General features: G+C 71.5%; 13 protein-coding genes and 1 pseudogene. 4 read left to right on the top strand and 10 right to left on the bottom strand.

All coding sequences use genetic code 11. The features are described from left to right. Nucleotides 1–1,080, top strand: a pseudogene (locus AC08OQ_RS00005) (hypothetical protein); the annotation flags it as partial. On the opposite strand, the gene AC08OQ_RS00010 reads toward AC08OQ_RS00005, so the two are convergent. From AC08OQ_RS00010 to AC08OQ_RS00030, 5 genes are all read right to left on the bottom strand, one after another. Next, nucleotides 1,077–2,480, bottom strand: coding sequence for a class II 3-deoxy-7-phosphoheptulonate synthase (locus tag AC08OQ_RS00010; protein WP_476600670.1), 1,404 nt, complete (start codon nt 2,478–2,480; stop codon nt 1,077–1,079). The pseudogene AC08OQ_RS00005 and the gene AC08OQ_RS00010 overlap by 4 nt on opposite strands. A gap of 144 nt (nt 2,481–2,624) precedes the next feature. Further along, nucleotides 2,625–3,650, bottom strand: a complete 1,026-nt coding sequence (locus AC08OQ_RS00015; RefSeq protein WP_462203892.1) for a 6-phosphofructokinase — start codon at nt 3,648–3,650, stop codon at nt 2,625–2,627. Between the two features lie 143 nt (nt 3,651–3,793). Beyond that, a complete protein-coding gene (locus AC08OQ_RS00020; protein ID WP_476600668.1) occupies nt 3,794–4,324 on the bottom strand; it encodes a polyadenylate-specific 3'-exoribonuclease AS in 531 nt (176 codons plus the stop codon). A gap of 4 nt (nt 4,325–4,328) precedes the next feature. Beyond that, on the bottom strand, nt 4,329–5,849 hold the full coding sequence (locus AC08OQ_RS00025; RefSeq protein WP_476600666.1) for a hypothetical protein: 1,521 nt from the start codon (nt 5,847–5,849) through the stop codon (nt 4,329–4,331). Between the two features lie 32 nt (nt 5,850–5,881). Further along, entirely contained in the window at nt 5,882–6,769 is an 888-nt protein-coding gene (locus AC08OQ_RS00030; protein WP_476592928.1) for a lysophospholipid acyltransferase family protein, read from the bottom strand. A gap of 606 nt (nt 6,770–7,375) precedes the next feature. Here AC08OQ_RS00030 and AC08OQ_RS00035 point away from each other — a divergent pair. Genes AC08OQ_RS00035 through AC08OQ_RS00045 form a run of 3 tightly spaced genes read left to right on the top strand, consistent with a single transcriptional unit; the run spans nt 7,376 to nt 10,339 of the window. Beyond that, on the top strand, nt 7,376–8,173 hold the full coding sequence (locus AC08OQ_RS00035) for an alpha/beta hydrolase (protein ID WP_462186413.1): 798 nt from the start codon (nt 7,376–7,378) through the stop codon (nt 8,171–8,173). Then, nucleotides 8,166–9,011 carry a hypothetical protein gene (locus tag AC08OQ_RS00040; protein ID WP_476604092.1) on the top strand — a complete coding sequence of 282 codons (846 nt, stop codon included), beginning with the start codon at nt 8,166–8,168 and terminating at the stop codon, nt 9,009–9,011. The genes AC08OQ_RS00035 and AC08OQ_RS00040 overlap by 8 nt, the downstream gene beginning before the upstream one ends. Nucleotides 9,012–9,061: 50 nt before the next feature. After that, entirely contained in the window at nt 9,062–10,339 is a 1,278-nt protein-coding gene (locus AC08OQ_RS00045) for an ornithine cyclodeaminase family domain (protein WP_476600664.1), read from the top strand. Between the two features lie 68 nt (nt 10,340–10,407). On the opposite strand, the gene AC08OQ_RS00050 is transcribed toward AC08OQ_RS00045, so the two are convergent. From AC08OQ_RS00050 to AC08OQ_RS00070, 5 genes are all read right to left on the bottom strand, one after another. Continuing rightward, entirely contained in the window at nt 10,408–11,352 is a 945-nt protein-coding gene (locus AC08OQ_RS00050; RefSeq protein ID WP_476600672.1) for an ROK family glucokinase, read from the bottom strand. Between the two features lie 110 nt (nt 11,353–11,462). Further along, nucleotides 11,463–12,044, bottom strand: a complete 582-nt coding sequence (locus tag AC08OQ_RS00055; protein ID WP_476604091.1) for a hypothetical protein — start codon at nt 12,042–12,044, stop codon at nt 11,463–11,465. Beyond that, nucleotides 12,041–13,255, bottom strand: coding sequence for an ArsA family ATPase (locus AC08OQ_RS00060; protein ID WP_462186417.1), 1,215 nt, complete (start codon nt 13,253–13,255; stop codon nt 12,041–12,043). Before AC08OQ_RS00060 ends, AC08OQ_RS00055 begins: the two co-directional genes overlap by 4 nt. A 6-nt stretch (nt 13,256–13,261) precedes the next feature. Continuing rightward, on the bottom strand, nt 13,262–13,696 hold the full coding sequence (locus tag AC08OQ_RS00065; protein WP_476601676.1) for an SRPBCC family protein: 435 nt from the start codon (nt 13,694–13,696) through the stop codon (nt 13,262–13,264). A gap of 140 nt (nt 13,697–13,836) precedes the next feature. Beyond that, nucleotides 13,837–14,604, bottom strand: a complete 768-nt coding sequence (locus AC08OQ_RS00070; protein ID WP_462202465.1) for a metallophosphoesterase family protein — start codon at nt 14,602–14,604, stop codon at nt 13,837–13,839. Nucleotides 14,605–14,831 lie beyond the last annotated feature (227 nt).

The following is a 14,831-nucleotide window of genomic DNA, read 5'->3' on the forward strand; positions in this document are numbered from 1 at the left end:
AAACTTCCCAAACAGGCCCTAGTCCGCAATCCGGTCGAGCGGGCGAAGACCCGGCTGGGCATGGCCGGCACGCGGATGAGCGAACTGCGCACGATCACGGTGAATGACAGCGGGGTAATCGCCCCGGAAACCGGTGCCGGCGCCCCGGAGACGAGCCTCCGGGTGCCGGTGGTGAACCCCACGGCCATCGCCGCACCACCGGCCATCGCGATGTCACCTGCTGCGGTGTCACCCGCTGCGGGGACGTGGTCTCCCGGTCCCCGCACGCCCGCCGTCCCCGGCAGTGCCGGCAGATCCGATGGCCCCAACGCGCCGGGCGGCCCGCCCGGCCCCGGCAACGGGGACCGCCCCGACCCCGCGCTGGTCAACGCGCTGCTGCGGGACTGGCTCGCCGAGGCACACGCCGGCACGCAGGTGCTGCTGGCCCGGGTCGCCGCCGGGGACGCGGACGCCTGGACCACGGTGAACGCCTTCACCACCGAGCAGTCCCGCGGGCTGAAGAACCTGCTGAGATCGCTTCCCGTGGGCTCGGTCGGACCGGCGCATGCGGCTCTGGATCTCATCGACGACGTCAGGCGCAGGCTTGGCCCGCGGGCACCAGCGCCGGTCCAGGCCCCCTCACCTGTCCGCCCGATCTCTCCGATCGTGCCGGCCGGTGACGCGCTCACCACCCCGCCCTACGTGGCGCCGCTGCTCTCCGTACCTCGGCCCACGGCGACCGGGGCCACCGCCGCGCCCGCCCTCAGCACTCCCACCCCCAGCGGCGCCGACACCGGCTCGCCAGGGCCCCCGAGCCCGGCGCCGGGTGGTGCCACCAGCGGAACGACCACCCCGACCACCGCCCCGACCCTGGCCCTGGCTCCCGCCACAACCCCGGCACCGTCATCGGCGTCGGTCCCCGCCTCACCAGAGCTGATCATCACCGAATCAGCCAACCCGCCCGGCAGGCGGGGCACCGACGCGGCTCCCGCCACGACCCCGGCAGACGACACGACCGCCTCCGATGCCACGCCGACCACGGTAGGCGCGCCCTCGCCGCAGAGCCCCCCGGACGGGGTGCCGACGCCGGGATCCCGTTAGCCCACGAGGGCCACGGCGCCGCGTTCTCCCCGGGTGTTCTGCAGCATCTCGGCGACGAGGAAGGCCAGTTCCAGCGCCTGCCCGGTGTTCAGACGTGGGTCGCAGGCGGTCTCGTAACGGCCGCCGAGGTCGTCTTCCCCGATGAGTTCGGCCCCACCGAGGCACTCGGTGACGTTCTCCCCGGTCAGCTCGATGTGCAGGCCACCGGGGTGGGTGCCCAACGCCTTGTGGACCTCGAAGAAGCCGAAGACCTCGTCGAGGACATCATCGAAGTGGCGCGTCTTGACGCCGCTCACGTCACGGGTGTTGCCGTGCATCGGATCGCACGACCACACCACGGGCGGCCCGGCAACGTTGACCTTCTCGATGATCGAGGGCAACGTGTCCCGGACCCGCTTCGCCCCCATCCGGGAGATCAGGGTGAGCCGGCCGGGGACATGGTCGGGGTTGAGCCGCTCGGCAAGCTCGAGGACCTCGTCCGGGCCAGCCTTCGGCCCGATCTTGCAGCCGATCGGATTGCCCACCCGGGACAGCAGGTTGACATGGGCACCATCGAGGTCCCGGGTCCGCTCGCCGATCCAGATCATGTGGGCGGACAGGTCGTACGGATCGCCGGTGGCGTCCTCGATCCGGGTCAGAGCACGCTCATACTCCAGCAGAAGGCCCTCGTGACTCGTGAACAGCTCGACCCCGCTCAGCGCGGCGGTCCGATCGAGGTCGATGCCACAGGCGGCCATGAAGGCGAGGGCACGCTCGATGTCCGTCGCCATCACCTCGTAGCGGCGACCCGCCGCGGAATCCCGCACGAACGCCTTGTTCCACTCGTGGACCTTCGACAGGTCGGCGAAACCGCCGGTGGCGAAGGCCCGCACGAGGTTCAGCGCGACTGCGCTCTGATGGTAGGCGGCGACCATCCGCATCGGATCGGGCCGCCGCGCGGCGGCCGTGGGCGCGATGTCGTTGACGGCGTCGCCCCGGTAGGAGGGCAGCCCGGTGCTGGCCTCGATGTCCGCGGACCGCGGCTTGGCGTACTGCCCGGCGATGCGGGCGACCTTCACCACCGGCGTGCTCGCACCATAGGTGAGGACGACCGCCATCTGCAGCAGCGTCTTGACCTTGTCCCGAATCTTGTCGGCGGTGTTCGCCACGAAGGTCTCGGCGCAGTCACCGCCCTGCAACAGGAACGCCTCGCCCCGAGCAACCAGCGCGAGACGGTCGGTCAGGGACCGAACCTCGGGCGCGGTGACCAGCGGGGGGAGGGCCGCAAGCTGGTCGTAGGCGGCTCTCAACTCTGCCGGGTCAGGCCAGGACGGCTGCTGCTTGGCCGGAAGGGTCCGCCAGAGATCCAGTACGCTCACGACACCAGGGTACGGGCCCAGTCGAGTTCGGGCGGTCACCATCGCCCGACATTTTTCCGGGGAATCGGCGTCTTCCTTCGGACAGGCATCCGCCCGGGAATCGGCACCCAGCCCTGGCTCCCGGACCGGGATTGGTTCCCGGACCGGGTCCGGCCCGACGGCCCGCCCCTTCCCTGGTCAGCCGGGTCAGCCGAAGAAGATCTCGGCCTCGTGGTAGAGCTCCTCGGGCACCGTCTTGAGCTCACGGGTCGCATCCTGCAGCGGAACCCGGTCGATGCGGGTGCCGTGCAGGGCGACCATCACCCCGAAGTCGCCTTCGTGCACGGCGTCGACAGCGTGCAGTCCGAAACGCGTCGCGAGCCACCGGTCGAAGGCCGTGGGCGTGCCGCCGCGCTGCAGATGCCCGAGCACCGTGGCACGCGCGTCACGACCAGTGCGGGCGCGGATCTCGGTCTCCAGGACCGCCCCGATGCCCTGCAGACGGACATGCCCGAAGGCATCGACCTCGCCCTCCCTGGCGACCATGGTGCCCGTGATCGGGACGGCGCCCTCGGCCGCGACGATGATCGGCGCGTAGTGGGTGGCAAATCGAGCCTCGACGAAGGCGCACACCTTGTCGAAATCGAACGGCCGCTCCGGGATGAGAATGACGTTGGCTCCCCCCGCCATGCCGCTGTGCAGGGCGATCCACCCGGCATGGCGGCCCATGACCTCAACGATCAACACCCGGTGATGGCTTTCCGCGGTGGTGTGCAGCCGGTCAATCGCCTCCGTGGCGATGTTGACCGCGGTGTCGAAACCGAAGGTGTAGTCCGTCGCGGAGAGGTCGTTGTCGATAGTCTTGGGCACTCCGACCACGGGCAGTCCCTCGGCGTGCAGCTGGGCGGCCACCCCCAGGGTGTCCTCCCCGCCGATCGCGATGAGCGCGTCCACCGCGGCGGCGGCGAGGTGCTCGCGCACCAGCGCGGGCCCGTCCACGGCGGCGTAGGGATTCGTGCGGCTGGAGCCGAGGATCGTGCCGCCGCGCGGGAGGATCCCCCGCACGGCCGCGATGTCCAGAGGGACCGTCTCGCCGGTCAGCGGCCCCCGCCAGCCGTCCCGGTACCCGACGAAGCTGTGGCCGTAGACGCTCTCTCCCTTGCGCACGACGGCCCGGATCACCGCGTTGAGTCCCGGGCAGTCGCCGCCACCGGTCAGTACGCCGATCCTCATCCCGAGTTCTCCCGTCGACCGTACACCGCTTTCTCCGGCGGCAGCGTAGCGGGAGGGCCGTACTTCAGGACAACATTGTGGTTACGTGGCGTGGCGACGATAGGCCGCCGCGGCCGCGTCATCGACTCATCGGGATGGGTGACTCATCGGGATGGGTCCGAGACGGCGGCAGCCTGGGCGCGCAGCGGGGCGAGAACCCGCCACCGGGCGAGGTTGTGCAAGGCGTCAGCGAGCGCATCGTGGGCGTTGGGCGGCGGTGCGGGAAGAACCGGCCGGCCCACTTCCTCCCACAGCTGACGCAGGTCCCGGGTGAAGCGGGGCAGCTGGGCGGGCAGGGCGGGCATCGTACCGAAGAGCTGGCAGAGCACCACGTGGTCATAGGCCCCGTACCAGGCCCACAGCTCGAGGGTACCACCCGCGGTCAACAGCGCGGCGACCTCGTCACGGATTCGGGCCCGCGGCTTCCACGCCTCGCCCGACGGCGACGGCAGCTGGTCGATGACGTTGCGACGGACCCAGGGCACGGCCCACGACGGATCGAACTCGGTCGACACGGCATAGTACCGCTGTGTGCCGTCCTCGCTGACGATTCCGATGCTGACCAGATCGAGCCAGTGATGACCGGTGTCGGTGCGTTCGATGAACTCGGTGTCGTAAAAGAAGCGGGTTCCCACCAGCTCAGTCTCCTCCGACCGAGGTGTCCGCCATGGTCGGCGGCTCGGCCGCGGACCACCCCGGGCCAGGGCCCGAGCGCCGGCGCCACGGGCGCAGCAAGGCCCCGAGCAGCAGCGCCGCCAGGGCGGCACCGATCAACGGCAGCAGCCACAGCAGCGGCCCGGAGTACTCCTCCGTGGCGTCATCCCCGGACGCCGCCGCCCGCGGACCGCCCGGCCCCGGCGACCGCCCTCCTGCCGGGACGATCGCCGGCGTCGCGCGGCAGCCGGCCGCACCCGCGACGGACGGCGGAGTCACCGCGGGACCGGTCGCCGGGGAGACCCGGACCTCGACCCGGGCGGCGCCAGGATCATTGACGAGGCAGAGCAGACCAGCCCCGGGCGCGGACGTCACCCGCGCCCCGGTGACCTGCACCTGGTAGCCCGTCGGATAGGACCAGGCCGGCACGCTGATCGCGGTCGCCGTGCCGGCAGCGAGGGGCGGCCCGGCCGACGGCGTGGTCCGGTAGGCCACCATCAGCACCCGCGACGCGTCGAAGCGCAACACCTCCGGTACCCCGGCGATGGCCACGGGGTAGGGGCGGACGATGTCTGCGGGCGGGGCGGGCGCCCGGCGTTCGGCGCCGCTGCTCCCGACGGGCGCGGCGGTGCCCACCGTGCCCCCGGTCGGGCTCGGGGCGTCGTAGAACCAGCTCAGGCCGAACGCGTCGGCGGAGGCGACGAGACCGCGGACGCTGGCCGCCGACCCGTCCTTCCAGCCGACCAGGTATCCGGTCGGATCATTGACCGCCACCGTCGATGCGGCGTCGAACGGGGCGGGCCGGTTCCGCCACAGCAGGTGAGTGCCGTCATGCGCGGCCACCGCCGCTACGAGACTCTCACCGCCGCCACCACCCTCGGGCACCTCGTAGCCGAGCAGGCCCGGCACGTCGCGGAACCGCGTCGCCAACCGTTCGAGCCCCGCGGCGAGGCCGGCGACGGAGGGTACGTAGCCCGCCGAGGCGGGCACGATCCGCAGCGTGACCCGCAACCCGCGGTCGGTGAACATGCGGGTGAGGGCGGCGGCCTGGTCGAGTCCGGGGTCGGCGGGCGTGGTCGCCGCGCCGGCACCGTCGAGGACCGGCCCACCGGATGTCGCCGGGAAGCGGCCGCCGCTTGCCATCGGGACCGCTAGGCGCACCCCGGTAAATCCGAAGCCGACCCAGGTGTCGATGTCCCCGGCGGTGGGCGTCACCCCGGCCGGCACCGTGATCCCGTGCAGGACGACCACCCGACGATCACTGTCCGTGAGGTACGTTCCCGAGCGACCGATCGTATCGGCCGGGGCGGCGCCCACGGGCGGTCCAGCAGGTGCGGTGGGGGAACCGGCCGCCGAGGCCCCGGGCACCGGACCCGTTCCCGCGAGGCAGCCAACGATCAGGCCGAGCGCGACCAGAAGCGGACGCCGTCCCGGGAATCGCCGGGGATGCTCGAAGCCGCGACGCCGCCCGATCGTCGTCCAGCCAGGAACGCTGTCACCACACACCGGACCATCCTGCCGTGTCCACCGCAAACGGGTCAGACCGCCCGGTCGATCCGGTCTTTGGCGGCGCGTGGATTCGCCGGCGCCGTGACCGGCAGCCCGAGCTGATCCGGAGACCGAGCCGGCGTCGCCGCCCCAGGGGAACCCTGCGCCGTGCTGGTGGACGCCGGGGAGACCTGCGCCGGGGTGGTAGACCCCGCGGGCGCGCCGGCAGCGGCAGCCGCCTGTGCCCGGGCGGCCGCGAGCTCCTCCTTGGCCCGCTTCGCGTACATGTCCACATACTCCTGGCCGGACAGGGCCATCAGCTCGTATATGATCTCGTCGGTGACCGAGCGCAGGACGAAGCGATCATCTGCCATGGCCGCGTAGCGGCTGAAGTCGAGCGGGCGGCCGATGCGGATGCCGACCCGACGGATCTTCGGAACCAGCTGGCCCGGCGGCTGGACCTCGAAGGTCCCGATCATCGCCACGGGGATGACCGGGACCCCGGCTTCCAGCGCCAGGCGCGCGACACCGACCTTGCCGCGGTAGAGCCGGCCGTCCGGGGATCGGGTGCCTTCCGGATAGATCCCGAGCAGGCGGCCCTGGCGGAGCACCCGGACCCCCGAGCGCAACGCGCCCTCGCTCGCCTTGCCGCCGCTGCGATCGATCGGGATCTGGCCGACGCCACTGAAGAACACCCGCTTGAACCACCCCTTGACGCCCGCCTCGGTGAAGTAGTCGCTCTTCGCCAGGTAGGTGACACGGCGGGGGACGACCAGCGACAGGAAGAGGTGGTCCAGGAAGGAGAGATGGTTGCCGGCGAGGATCGCGGGCCCCTCCGGGGGGATGTTCTCTGCCCCCTCGACCCAGGGACGCCAGAACAGTCGCAGGACAGGTGTCAGGAACACCTTGACCACCCAGTAGAACAAGACAGCTCCCACCTGGTCACCGCCGCACGACGACGGCCCGCCGGGGGCGCCCGTGGCCAGTCGCCCGTCTTCATCCGCCGACGCCGATCACACCTGGCCCGAACCTCCCACGAACCGTCCGGTCGGTCGGGAACCGGGGCGCACGCCGCCGGTCCACGACCCGCGGCCTCGCCGGGGTCCGCCACGGAGACCCCGACGATCCTTGCGACCCCACCGCACCAGGGCCGGGTCGCCCAGGGCCGGTCGCAAGGATGATGGGCTTGCTTGAGCCTAAGGAGAGGTCATCACGACGTCCACCGAACAGGGTCTACCCCGCTCGGCGTGTCATTCTCCGGTGCCGGCCAGGAAACCTGACGGCGGGCCCCCAGCCTCCCGCAGACCGCGCCTCGATCCCGATGTCCCGCGCGCGTACCCACCCATCACCGATATCATCAGGCGGGGACTTTCCGTCCGGCGGCTCCTGCGCAGCGATGTTGCGCAGCGAGTGAGACACGCACGACCGTGGCCTCAGCCCGCGGACCGTGCGAGCATGCGTTTACCGGCGTTTTCCCTCCGCGCGTCGCCGGACCCGCATCGCGGCATGCGGGCGGGCGCGCGAGGCACGAAGGGCGGATCACGATGGCGGGTGTCACCGGTGCGGCCGTCCTCCCGGGCGCGGAACCGTTCGAGTTCGAGGGTGGGCCGGTCGGCGTGCTGCTGGTCCATGGGTTCACCGGCTCCCCGGGCAGCATGCGACCCTGGGGCGAGTACCTCTCCGCAGTCGGGCTGACCGTCTCGTGCCCGCTGCTGCCCGGCCATGGCACCCGCTGGCAGGACATGGTGCCCACCACCTGGCCGGACTGGTACGCCACGGTAGAGACCGCGTTCCTGCGGTTGCGGACCACCTGCGAGCAGGTCTTCGTCATGGGGCTGTCGATGGGCGGGACCCTGGCCCTGCGGCTGGCCGAGCAGCACGGCGGGGATCTCGCCGGCCTCGTCACGGTCAATCCCAGCCTCACCACCGAACGGTGGCACGCGGCGTTCGCCCCGTTGCTGAGCCGGGTGATCCCCGCCGTGCCTGGCGTGGCCGGCGACGTGAAGGCCGAGGGCGTGCCCGAGGTCGGTTACGACCGGGTACCCCTGCGCCCGTTCGCGTCGCTGCGCCAACTGTGGGCGGTGACCCGGCCGGAGCTCGGTCGGATCGTCTGTCCGGTCCTCACCTACCGCAGCATCGTCGACCACGTGGTGGAAGCCAGCTCCGGCGCGATTCTGCTGGCCGGGCTGCGTGCCCCGGCCGAGGAACGGCTGCTGGAGAACAGTTACCACGTCGCGACGCTCGACAACGACCGAGAAACGATCTTCGACGGAAGTCTGGAATTCGTCCGGCGGCACGCGCCACGCGCGCTCGTGCCCGACGTGCCCTGCGGCGATGGCTGAGCGGTCACCGGGTTCAGGACCCGGCGAGCACCGGCCCTCGCCGGCGGACGACGCCGTGCCCGAGGGGGCTCCCCTCGGCGGGCCGAGCAGCGCCCCCGCCGACGGCGGTGGCACCTCCGCGAACCGCGAGGAGCCGGCCGACGGTGGTGGCGACGACGGCGACGGTGGCGGCGGCCTCAACGACAGCGGCCTCGACGGCGGCGGCGACGGATCCGCGACAACCGCGGGGGGCGACGCACCGCGGCCCTCCCCGCGCTCCCAGAAAGCCGACGACGCCGCGTTCTTCGAACTCATCGCGCGCTTCGACGACGAGCCCGAATCCCATCGGTGGCCGGCGGCGGAGAATCTGGACGACACCCGCCGCCCCACTGTGATCATCCTACGCCCGCCGTTCGAGCCGGGTGGTCCTCCCGTATCGGAGGACCGGACCGACCCCCGGCCCGACCAGCTGCCGTTCCCGTCCGCGGGCGGTGACAGCGGCCGACGGGGACGCGGCGGCACCGAAGACTTCGTCGTCGACCTCGGCGATCTGTCGGGTTCCGGCCAGGTCCCGGAGGGTCTGGACGACCCGGATCTGGACCCGGACGACGAGCACTACGAGCCGCCACCCCCGCCACCGCTGCCACGGATCAGGCCCGTGACGCGCTGGGCACTCGGTTCGATCGCCCTCGGTGTGATGTTCCTCGTCGTTCCGAACCTGATCGACTTCAACCAGTCCCGGACCCAGAACGTCGCCGGGGTTCTGCTGATCCTCGGCGGGGTCGGCACGCTGGTCGCGCGGATGGGAGACCGTCCGCCCACGGATTTCGACGGCCCCGACGACGGCGCGGTGGTCTGAGCGCGGCGTGGCAGCCGTCGTACCGGCACCGAAAAGGAAGGGCGTGGGGCGTGCAGTACCACGAAAAGGTCGAGGTCCACGGGCATCTCATGGACACGGGCGTGCTGGCTCGGGTTCTCGACGACGTGCTGGACTATGGCGGTGACTATCGGGTTGATCGTATCGACCTGGGGCACAGCCACGATGACGAGTCCCACGCGGTCATCACGGTGGGGGCCGATTCACCGAGTCAGCTCATGCGCATTCTGATGCGGATCCAGGTCCACGGCGTGAACAAGATCGAGTCTGGCACGGCCCGGTGCGAGCCGGCCGACCGCGACGGCGTCTTCCCCCCGGACTTCTACTCCACCACCAATCTGGAGACCGTCGTCCACCTCGACGGCCAGTGGGTGCCGGTGGAGCATCCCGAGATGGACTGCGGCCTGGTCGTCTCGCACGGCCGGGTGCAAACGGTACCGGTCACCGACGTGCGCGCGGGAGACATGATCGTGTGCAGCGTGGACGGGGTGAAGGTCGTCCTGCCGGTCACCGCCCACTCCAGCCGGGTCTACGAGGAGTACGAGTCCCTGGCCGCCCCGCTGCCGAGCTCCACCCAGCCGCAGGCGGTCCTGGCCCGGGCGATCGCCCGCCAGATCCGCGAGGTCAAGGCCGAGGGGTCGCAGGTGCTCTGGGTGGCGGGTCAGACTGTGGTGAGCACCGGGGCCGGGCCAGCGTTGATCGCCCTCGTCGGGGCCGGCTATGTCGACGTGCTGTTCGCCGGCAACGCACTGGCGACACTCGACGTGGAGGCTGCCCTCTACGGATCGCCGCTGGGGCTCGGGCCGCTGCGCAGCGGCCGGGTGCAGCGCGGCAGCGAGCAGCACATCCGCGCGGTCAACACGATCCGCCGGGAGGGATCCATCCGGGCCGCCGTGGAGTCCGGCGTGCTCACCCAGGGGATCATGCACGCGATGGTCAAGGCCAACAAGACCTTCGTGCTCGTCGGATCGGTCCGCGACGAAGGCCCGCTGCCCGACGTCCACACCGACGTCCTGGCAGGCCAGCGGGCGATGCGCGCCGCGCTGCGGGGGGTGGCGTTCGCCCTCATGATCGCCAGCGCCCAGTACTCCGTGGCCACCGGCAACATCCTGCCGGCCTCGGTCCCGGTGGCCTGCGTGGACGTCAACCCCTCGACGGTGCACGCTCTCACCGAACGCACCAGCGCGCACGCGGTCGGCGTCGTCGCCGACACCGGGCTGTTCCTCGAGGAGCTCGCCGCCGAACTGGTACCCGACTACCGGGCCTCCCCACGTAGCGGCTTCGCCGCGACGCGGGGACCCCTGTCATAGGGCGCCGTACGGGGTCTCCGTCGAATCGCCTTCGGCGACCCTCCTGGGATAGTCGTGGGGATTTCGGGTCAGAACCGGGCGAGGTCGGCCGCGCCCACGAGGCCCGCTTGGGATCCGAGCTCGGCGATGACGATGTCCGGCTCGGAACGGTAATCCCGCCCGGGCATGGCGGCCAGGAGGCTCTGCCGGGCCGGGCCGAGCAGCAGCTCGCCGGCGTCGGAGACGCCGCCGCCGATGACGAAGCGGTTCGGGTCGAGCGCGGCGACCAGCGTCGCCATACCCTCGCCTAGCCAGTGGCCGATCTCGGTGAAGCACCTGATCGCCGCCGGGTCCCCTTTGCGTGCCGCCTCGGTGACGTCCGGGCCGGTCAGCGCGTCAACGCCACCGCCACAATGCTCCAGCATGGGCATGGCCGCACTCGGATCCACGGTGGCGATGTTCTTCGCCAGCCGGACCAGCGCTCGCCCGCTCGCATACTGTTCCCAGCACCCTCTGTTACCACATCCGCACGGGTACCCGTCGGGTACCACCCGCATGTGGCCCATCTCGGCGCCGATACCGGACGCGCCCCGGTAGAGCTCACCGCCCAGGACGATGCCGCTGCCGATGCCGGTTCCCACCGTCAGGCAGACGAGGTCACGCCGGCCACGGCCGGCCCCGAAACGGTACTCCGCCCAGGCCATCGCGTTGGCGTCGTTCTCCACGACGACGGGCAGGCCGATGCGCGCTCCGACCTCGTCGCGCAGGGGTTCGTCGCGCCAGGCGAGGTTCGGTGCAAACAGGACGCGGGACCGGTCCGAGTCGACCCACCCGGCCGCGCCGATGCCGACCGCACGCACGGCGTGGTCGGCACTGAGCTCCGCGACGACGCTGGCGATGGTGTCCGCGACCTCGGCGGCCGAATGGCCCGGGGTAGGCCGACGCAGGGAGGTGATGATCGTCCCCGCGCCGTCCACGACGCCGGCCGCGACCTTCGTCCCGCCAACGTCGACGCCGATCGTCAGGCCCTCCATCCGGTCCTCCACCGGCAACGGGCCGGGGGCCGCGCCGGCACGCTCGGTGCGCGGAACCGTCAAGCTGCCCGGAATATCCAGATTCTTCGAACTATCGGGAGTAGCGATGCTCACGTGATATCGATCCTCTGCACGCGGGGTCTAAGCGCGGTGGCGGGTTGGGTGCCGGTGGTGTCCCCCGGCCATGGATGATCCCCAGATGCGGGGGGCGCCGTCTCGCGCCGTCGCGGCGTGGCGGGCCCCGGAGCGTCCTCCCCACGGGCACCGAGGGCGGCGCGGAACGCCGCGGTCAGGGATCCGGCAGCCGCGAGGAGATGGCCAACCACCTCGGGGCGGTCGCCGGCGAAGCTCGACAGGAGCCGGCACAGCGGGCACACGGCGCAGGGCCAGGTGTGATCCGCGGGTCCCGGCGCCGGATCCGCGTGGGGATCGGGTATCGACGCCGCATCGTCGGCAGCGGGTCCCGCCGCCGACGATGCGGGGGGACCGGGATGGCCGGGGGGCAGGTGCGAGGCGGCCCAGTCCCGCAGGGCGTCAGCGAGCAGGGCGGCTTCGACCGCGAGCGACCCGCGGCCGGGCGACGCGGACGGGCCGGTGGGAGGCGTGCCGGTGGGAGGCGTGCCGGTGGGAGGCGTGGTGAAGTCGGGCCCGGCGCCGCCGGGCCGACCCGAGGTGGACCGCTGCGTGGTCATACCCGCACCCACTGCTGCGGGTCCGGGACGAACGAGACGACCAGCCGATCGTCACGCAGCCGGGCGGTGCTCACGTCGCAGCGACGCAGCGCCGCAGGCAGCGGAACGGCCCGCCGATACGACCCCACGGTCACCACCAGGTCATCACCCAGCCGGGCCAGATCGATCTGGGAACCGTCGACGAACGGCAGCCCGAAGGACAGCGCGAACCCGTCCTCGGTGCGCTCCACCCGCGGCTGGCCGCTCGAGCCGATGAGCGGCTCCCCGAGAACACTCCCCGGATCGAGCTCACCGTAGGTCGCCGCGCCGAAGGCGGCCAACTCCTCCAGGCCGATCGGTTCGCCCGCCCGGTAGCCGACCGGGAGGACGGGGGTGGGCATGAAGGCCGCGGTGATGTCGGCGAGCTGCTCGCGGTGAACGGCGGCCCACCCCGCCCGCCAGGCGTCCGCGTTCGCCGACGGGAAGATCCGGTTGACGACGACGCCGTCCAGGGTGAACCCATGCAGCGACAGCGCCGTAAAGCTGCCGCGGGCCGCGGCGAGCGCCGAGCTCTCGGGGGTCAGCACCAGCCGGACGCTGGTGGTGGCGTGGTCGGTGAGGATCGCGCGCAGGTCGACCGCCGCCCGGTGCAGGCGGTTGACGGTGTCGTAGGCGGGGGCCGCCAGCGTGCTCCACCGGCCGCCGAGCGCCGCCGCCCAGCCGAAACCGGGTCGCAGCCAGCGCGCGAAGGCACCGTCGGGCGGCAGCAGCCGGCGGCAGTACCACGACAGCGTCTCGGGAAAGGCCAGCAGCCGCACCAGCGCCGCCGCCGAACCTCCGTCGACCACCACCAGGTCGTAGTTCTCACTGGTGAGGCCGTCACGCAGTTCGAGTAGCGTCAGGGTCTCGACGGCCCCGGGCAGGAAGGCCAACTCCTCCAGGTCGAACGGATCGACGTTGATGGCCGGCCAGGTGCCTGCCAGCACCTCGCGTACGGCCGGCCACCGGGTCTCGACCGCGCGGCGCAGGTCGACCTGCTGGCCGTGCAACCCCGGTTCAAGCTCGGTCGGCTCGGCGCCGATCGGGTGGTCGAGCGCGCCGGCGAGCCCCGCGGCCGGGTCGACCGACAGCACGAGGGTCCGATGACCCCGTTGAGCGGCGAGGATCGCGGTCGCCGCCGCCACCGTGGTGGTACCGCCGCCGCCCTTCCCCGTGAAGAGCACACACCGCACGTGCGCTCAGCTCTCGACGTACTTCTTGAGGTCCTTGAGAGCGGCATCCACGATGCCGCTCTGCACCTTCCGCCGGAGCAGACCAGGAATCTTGATCTTTGTCTCAGCGGTGAGGTCGTAGGTCACCTCGGTGCTACCGTCACCCAGGTCGCGCAGGGTGTAGCTGCCGTCCTGCGACGACATCGCCTGGCCATCGACCATGCTCCAGACGACCTGATCGTCGCCCTTCCAGGTGTACTCGTTGACAAACTCGTCCTTGATGACGACGGCGTTGATCCGGAACCGGGCGCGCCGGGGACGGCCGTCCGGGCCCATGTCGAGGATCTCGGCCTCCTCGATCTGGCCGATCCAGGTCGGATACGCGGAGATGTCGACGATCGCCCCCATCACCGCGGCGGGCCGGGCGTTGATGACGATCGTCGATCGGGCGTGGTCCGCCATGGCAGACAGCACCTCCACATTCTTCGAGCGCGGCTGAAGAGCACGGCGTCGCCGGCCCACCGGCAACCCGGATCTCTCCGGGGCCCGGGAACAATCCCCGACCGATCGCCTGAGGCTACCGGAACACCGAGCGCGCCCGGCTACCACTCGAGAACGAAGGGCGTCCCCCGAGCCTGGAAATGTCCGACGTTCACGCAGCGTGTGCCGTCGATCTCCAGGCTGGCCGTCAACGGCTGGTGCACATGCCCGAAGAGCACGTAGCGCGGCCGGGTCGCGTGAATGGCCTCGAGGATCGCCACACTGCCGCGCTCGAAGCGGCGTGCCTCGATGTCGTAGACCAGCTCGGGGATATGCGGGGGGATGTGGCAGCACAGGACGTCGACCTCGCCCACCGCGGCGACCTTGGCGGCGAAGGCGTCGTCGTCAATCTCGTAGGGGGTGCGCATCGGGGTCTGCAGCCCCCCGCCGACGAAGCCGAACCGCAACCCGCCGATCGTGGTGGTCTGCCCGTCCAGCAAGGTGACGCCGTCGCGCAGGTACTCAGGATACAGGTGCGGCAGATCGACGTTGCCGAAGGTCAGGTAGGTCGGGGTCGGGAACGCCGCGAACAGCACCTCGTACTGACGGCGGATGGCCGCCTCCACGATCTGCGTGCGGTCCCCGCCCAGGCTCGCCCACAGCGTCCGGGACCATGCCCGGGCCTCGTCGAACCGCTGGGCGTTACGCAGCTCGATCATGCGACCCACGGCCTCGGCGCCGAACAGGTCGCCCATGATGCCCCGGCCGTGGTCGTGGTAGTCGATGAAGAGAATGAGATCACCCAGACACACGAATGCGTCGGCCTCCTCGCCCGCCGCCGCCAGCGCATCCGCCCGCCCGTGCACGTCGCTGACCACGTGGACCCGCATGGCTGGAAGCTTAGGCGCCGACAGGGGCCCGTCGCCCCTACTCGAACGGCCCATCCGGCCGATGAGGGATGCCGCGCGGATCCCGGGCGTACCCGGGACATGTCCCCGGCGGTCGCGCTCACCGGCAACGATCATCGGTCGGACGCCGTCGAAGGGAACCCTTTACACCCCGCAAGGTCGCAAACCGCCCGCCCGGAGGCTAACGTCTGATGCCCTGGCCTGGTCTT

It is taken from the genome of Frankia sp. CcCS3, assembly GCF_977927575.1.

Coding starts and splice junctions, on each gene's coding strand:
- AC08OQ_RS00070 (WP_462202465.1), bottom strand. CDS start 14,604: ATGCGGGTCCACGTGGTCAGCGACGTGCACGGGCGGGCGGATGCGCTG.
- AC08OQ_RS00055 (WP_476604091.1), bottom strand. CDS start 12,044: ATGACCACGCAGCGGTCCACCTCGGGTCGGCCCGGCGGCGCCGGGCCC.
- AC08OQ_RS00035 (WP_462186413.1), top strand. CDS start 7,376: ATGGCGGGTGTCACCGGTGCGGCCGTCCTCCCGGGCGCGGAACCGTTC.
- AC08OQ_RS00040 (WP_476604092.1), top strand. CDS start 8,166: ATGGCTGAGCGGTCACCGGGTTCAGGACCCGGCGAGCACCGGCCCTCG.
- AC08OQ_RS00015 (WP_462203892.1), bottom strand. CDS start 3,650: ATGAGGATCGGCGTACTGACCGGTGGCGGCGACTGCCCGGGACTCAAC.
- AC08OQ_RS00010 (WP_476600670.1), bottom strand. CDS start 2,480: ATGGTGACCGCCCGAACTCGACTGGGCCCGTACCCTGGTGTCGTGAGC.
- AC08OQ_RS00050 (WP_476600672.1), bottom strand. CDS start 11,352: ATGGAGGGCCTGACGATCGGCGTCGACGTTGGCGGGACGAAGGTCGCG.
- AC08OQ_RS00065 (WP_476601676.1), bottom strand. CDS start 13,696: ATGGCGGACCACGCCCGATCGACGATCGTCATCAACGCCCGGCCCGCC.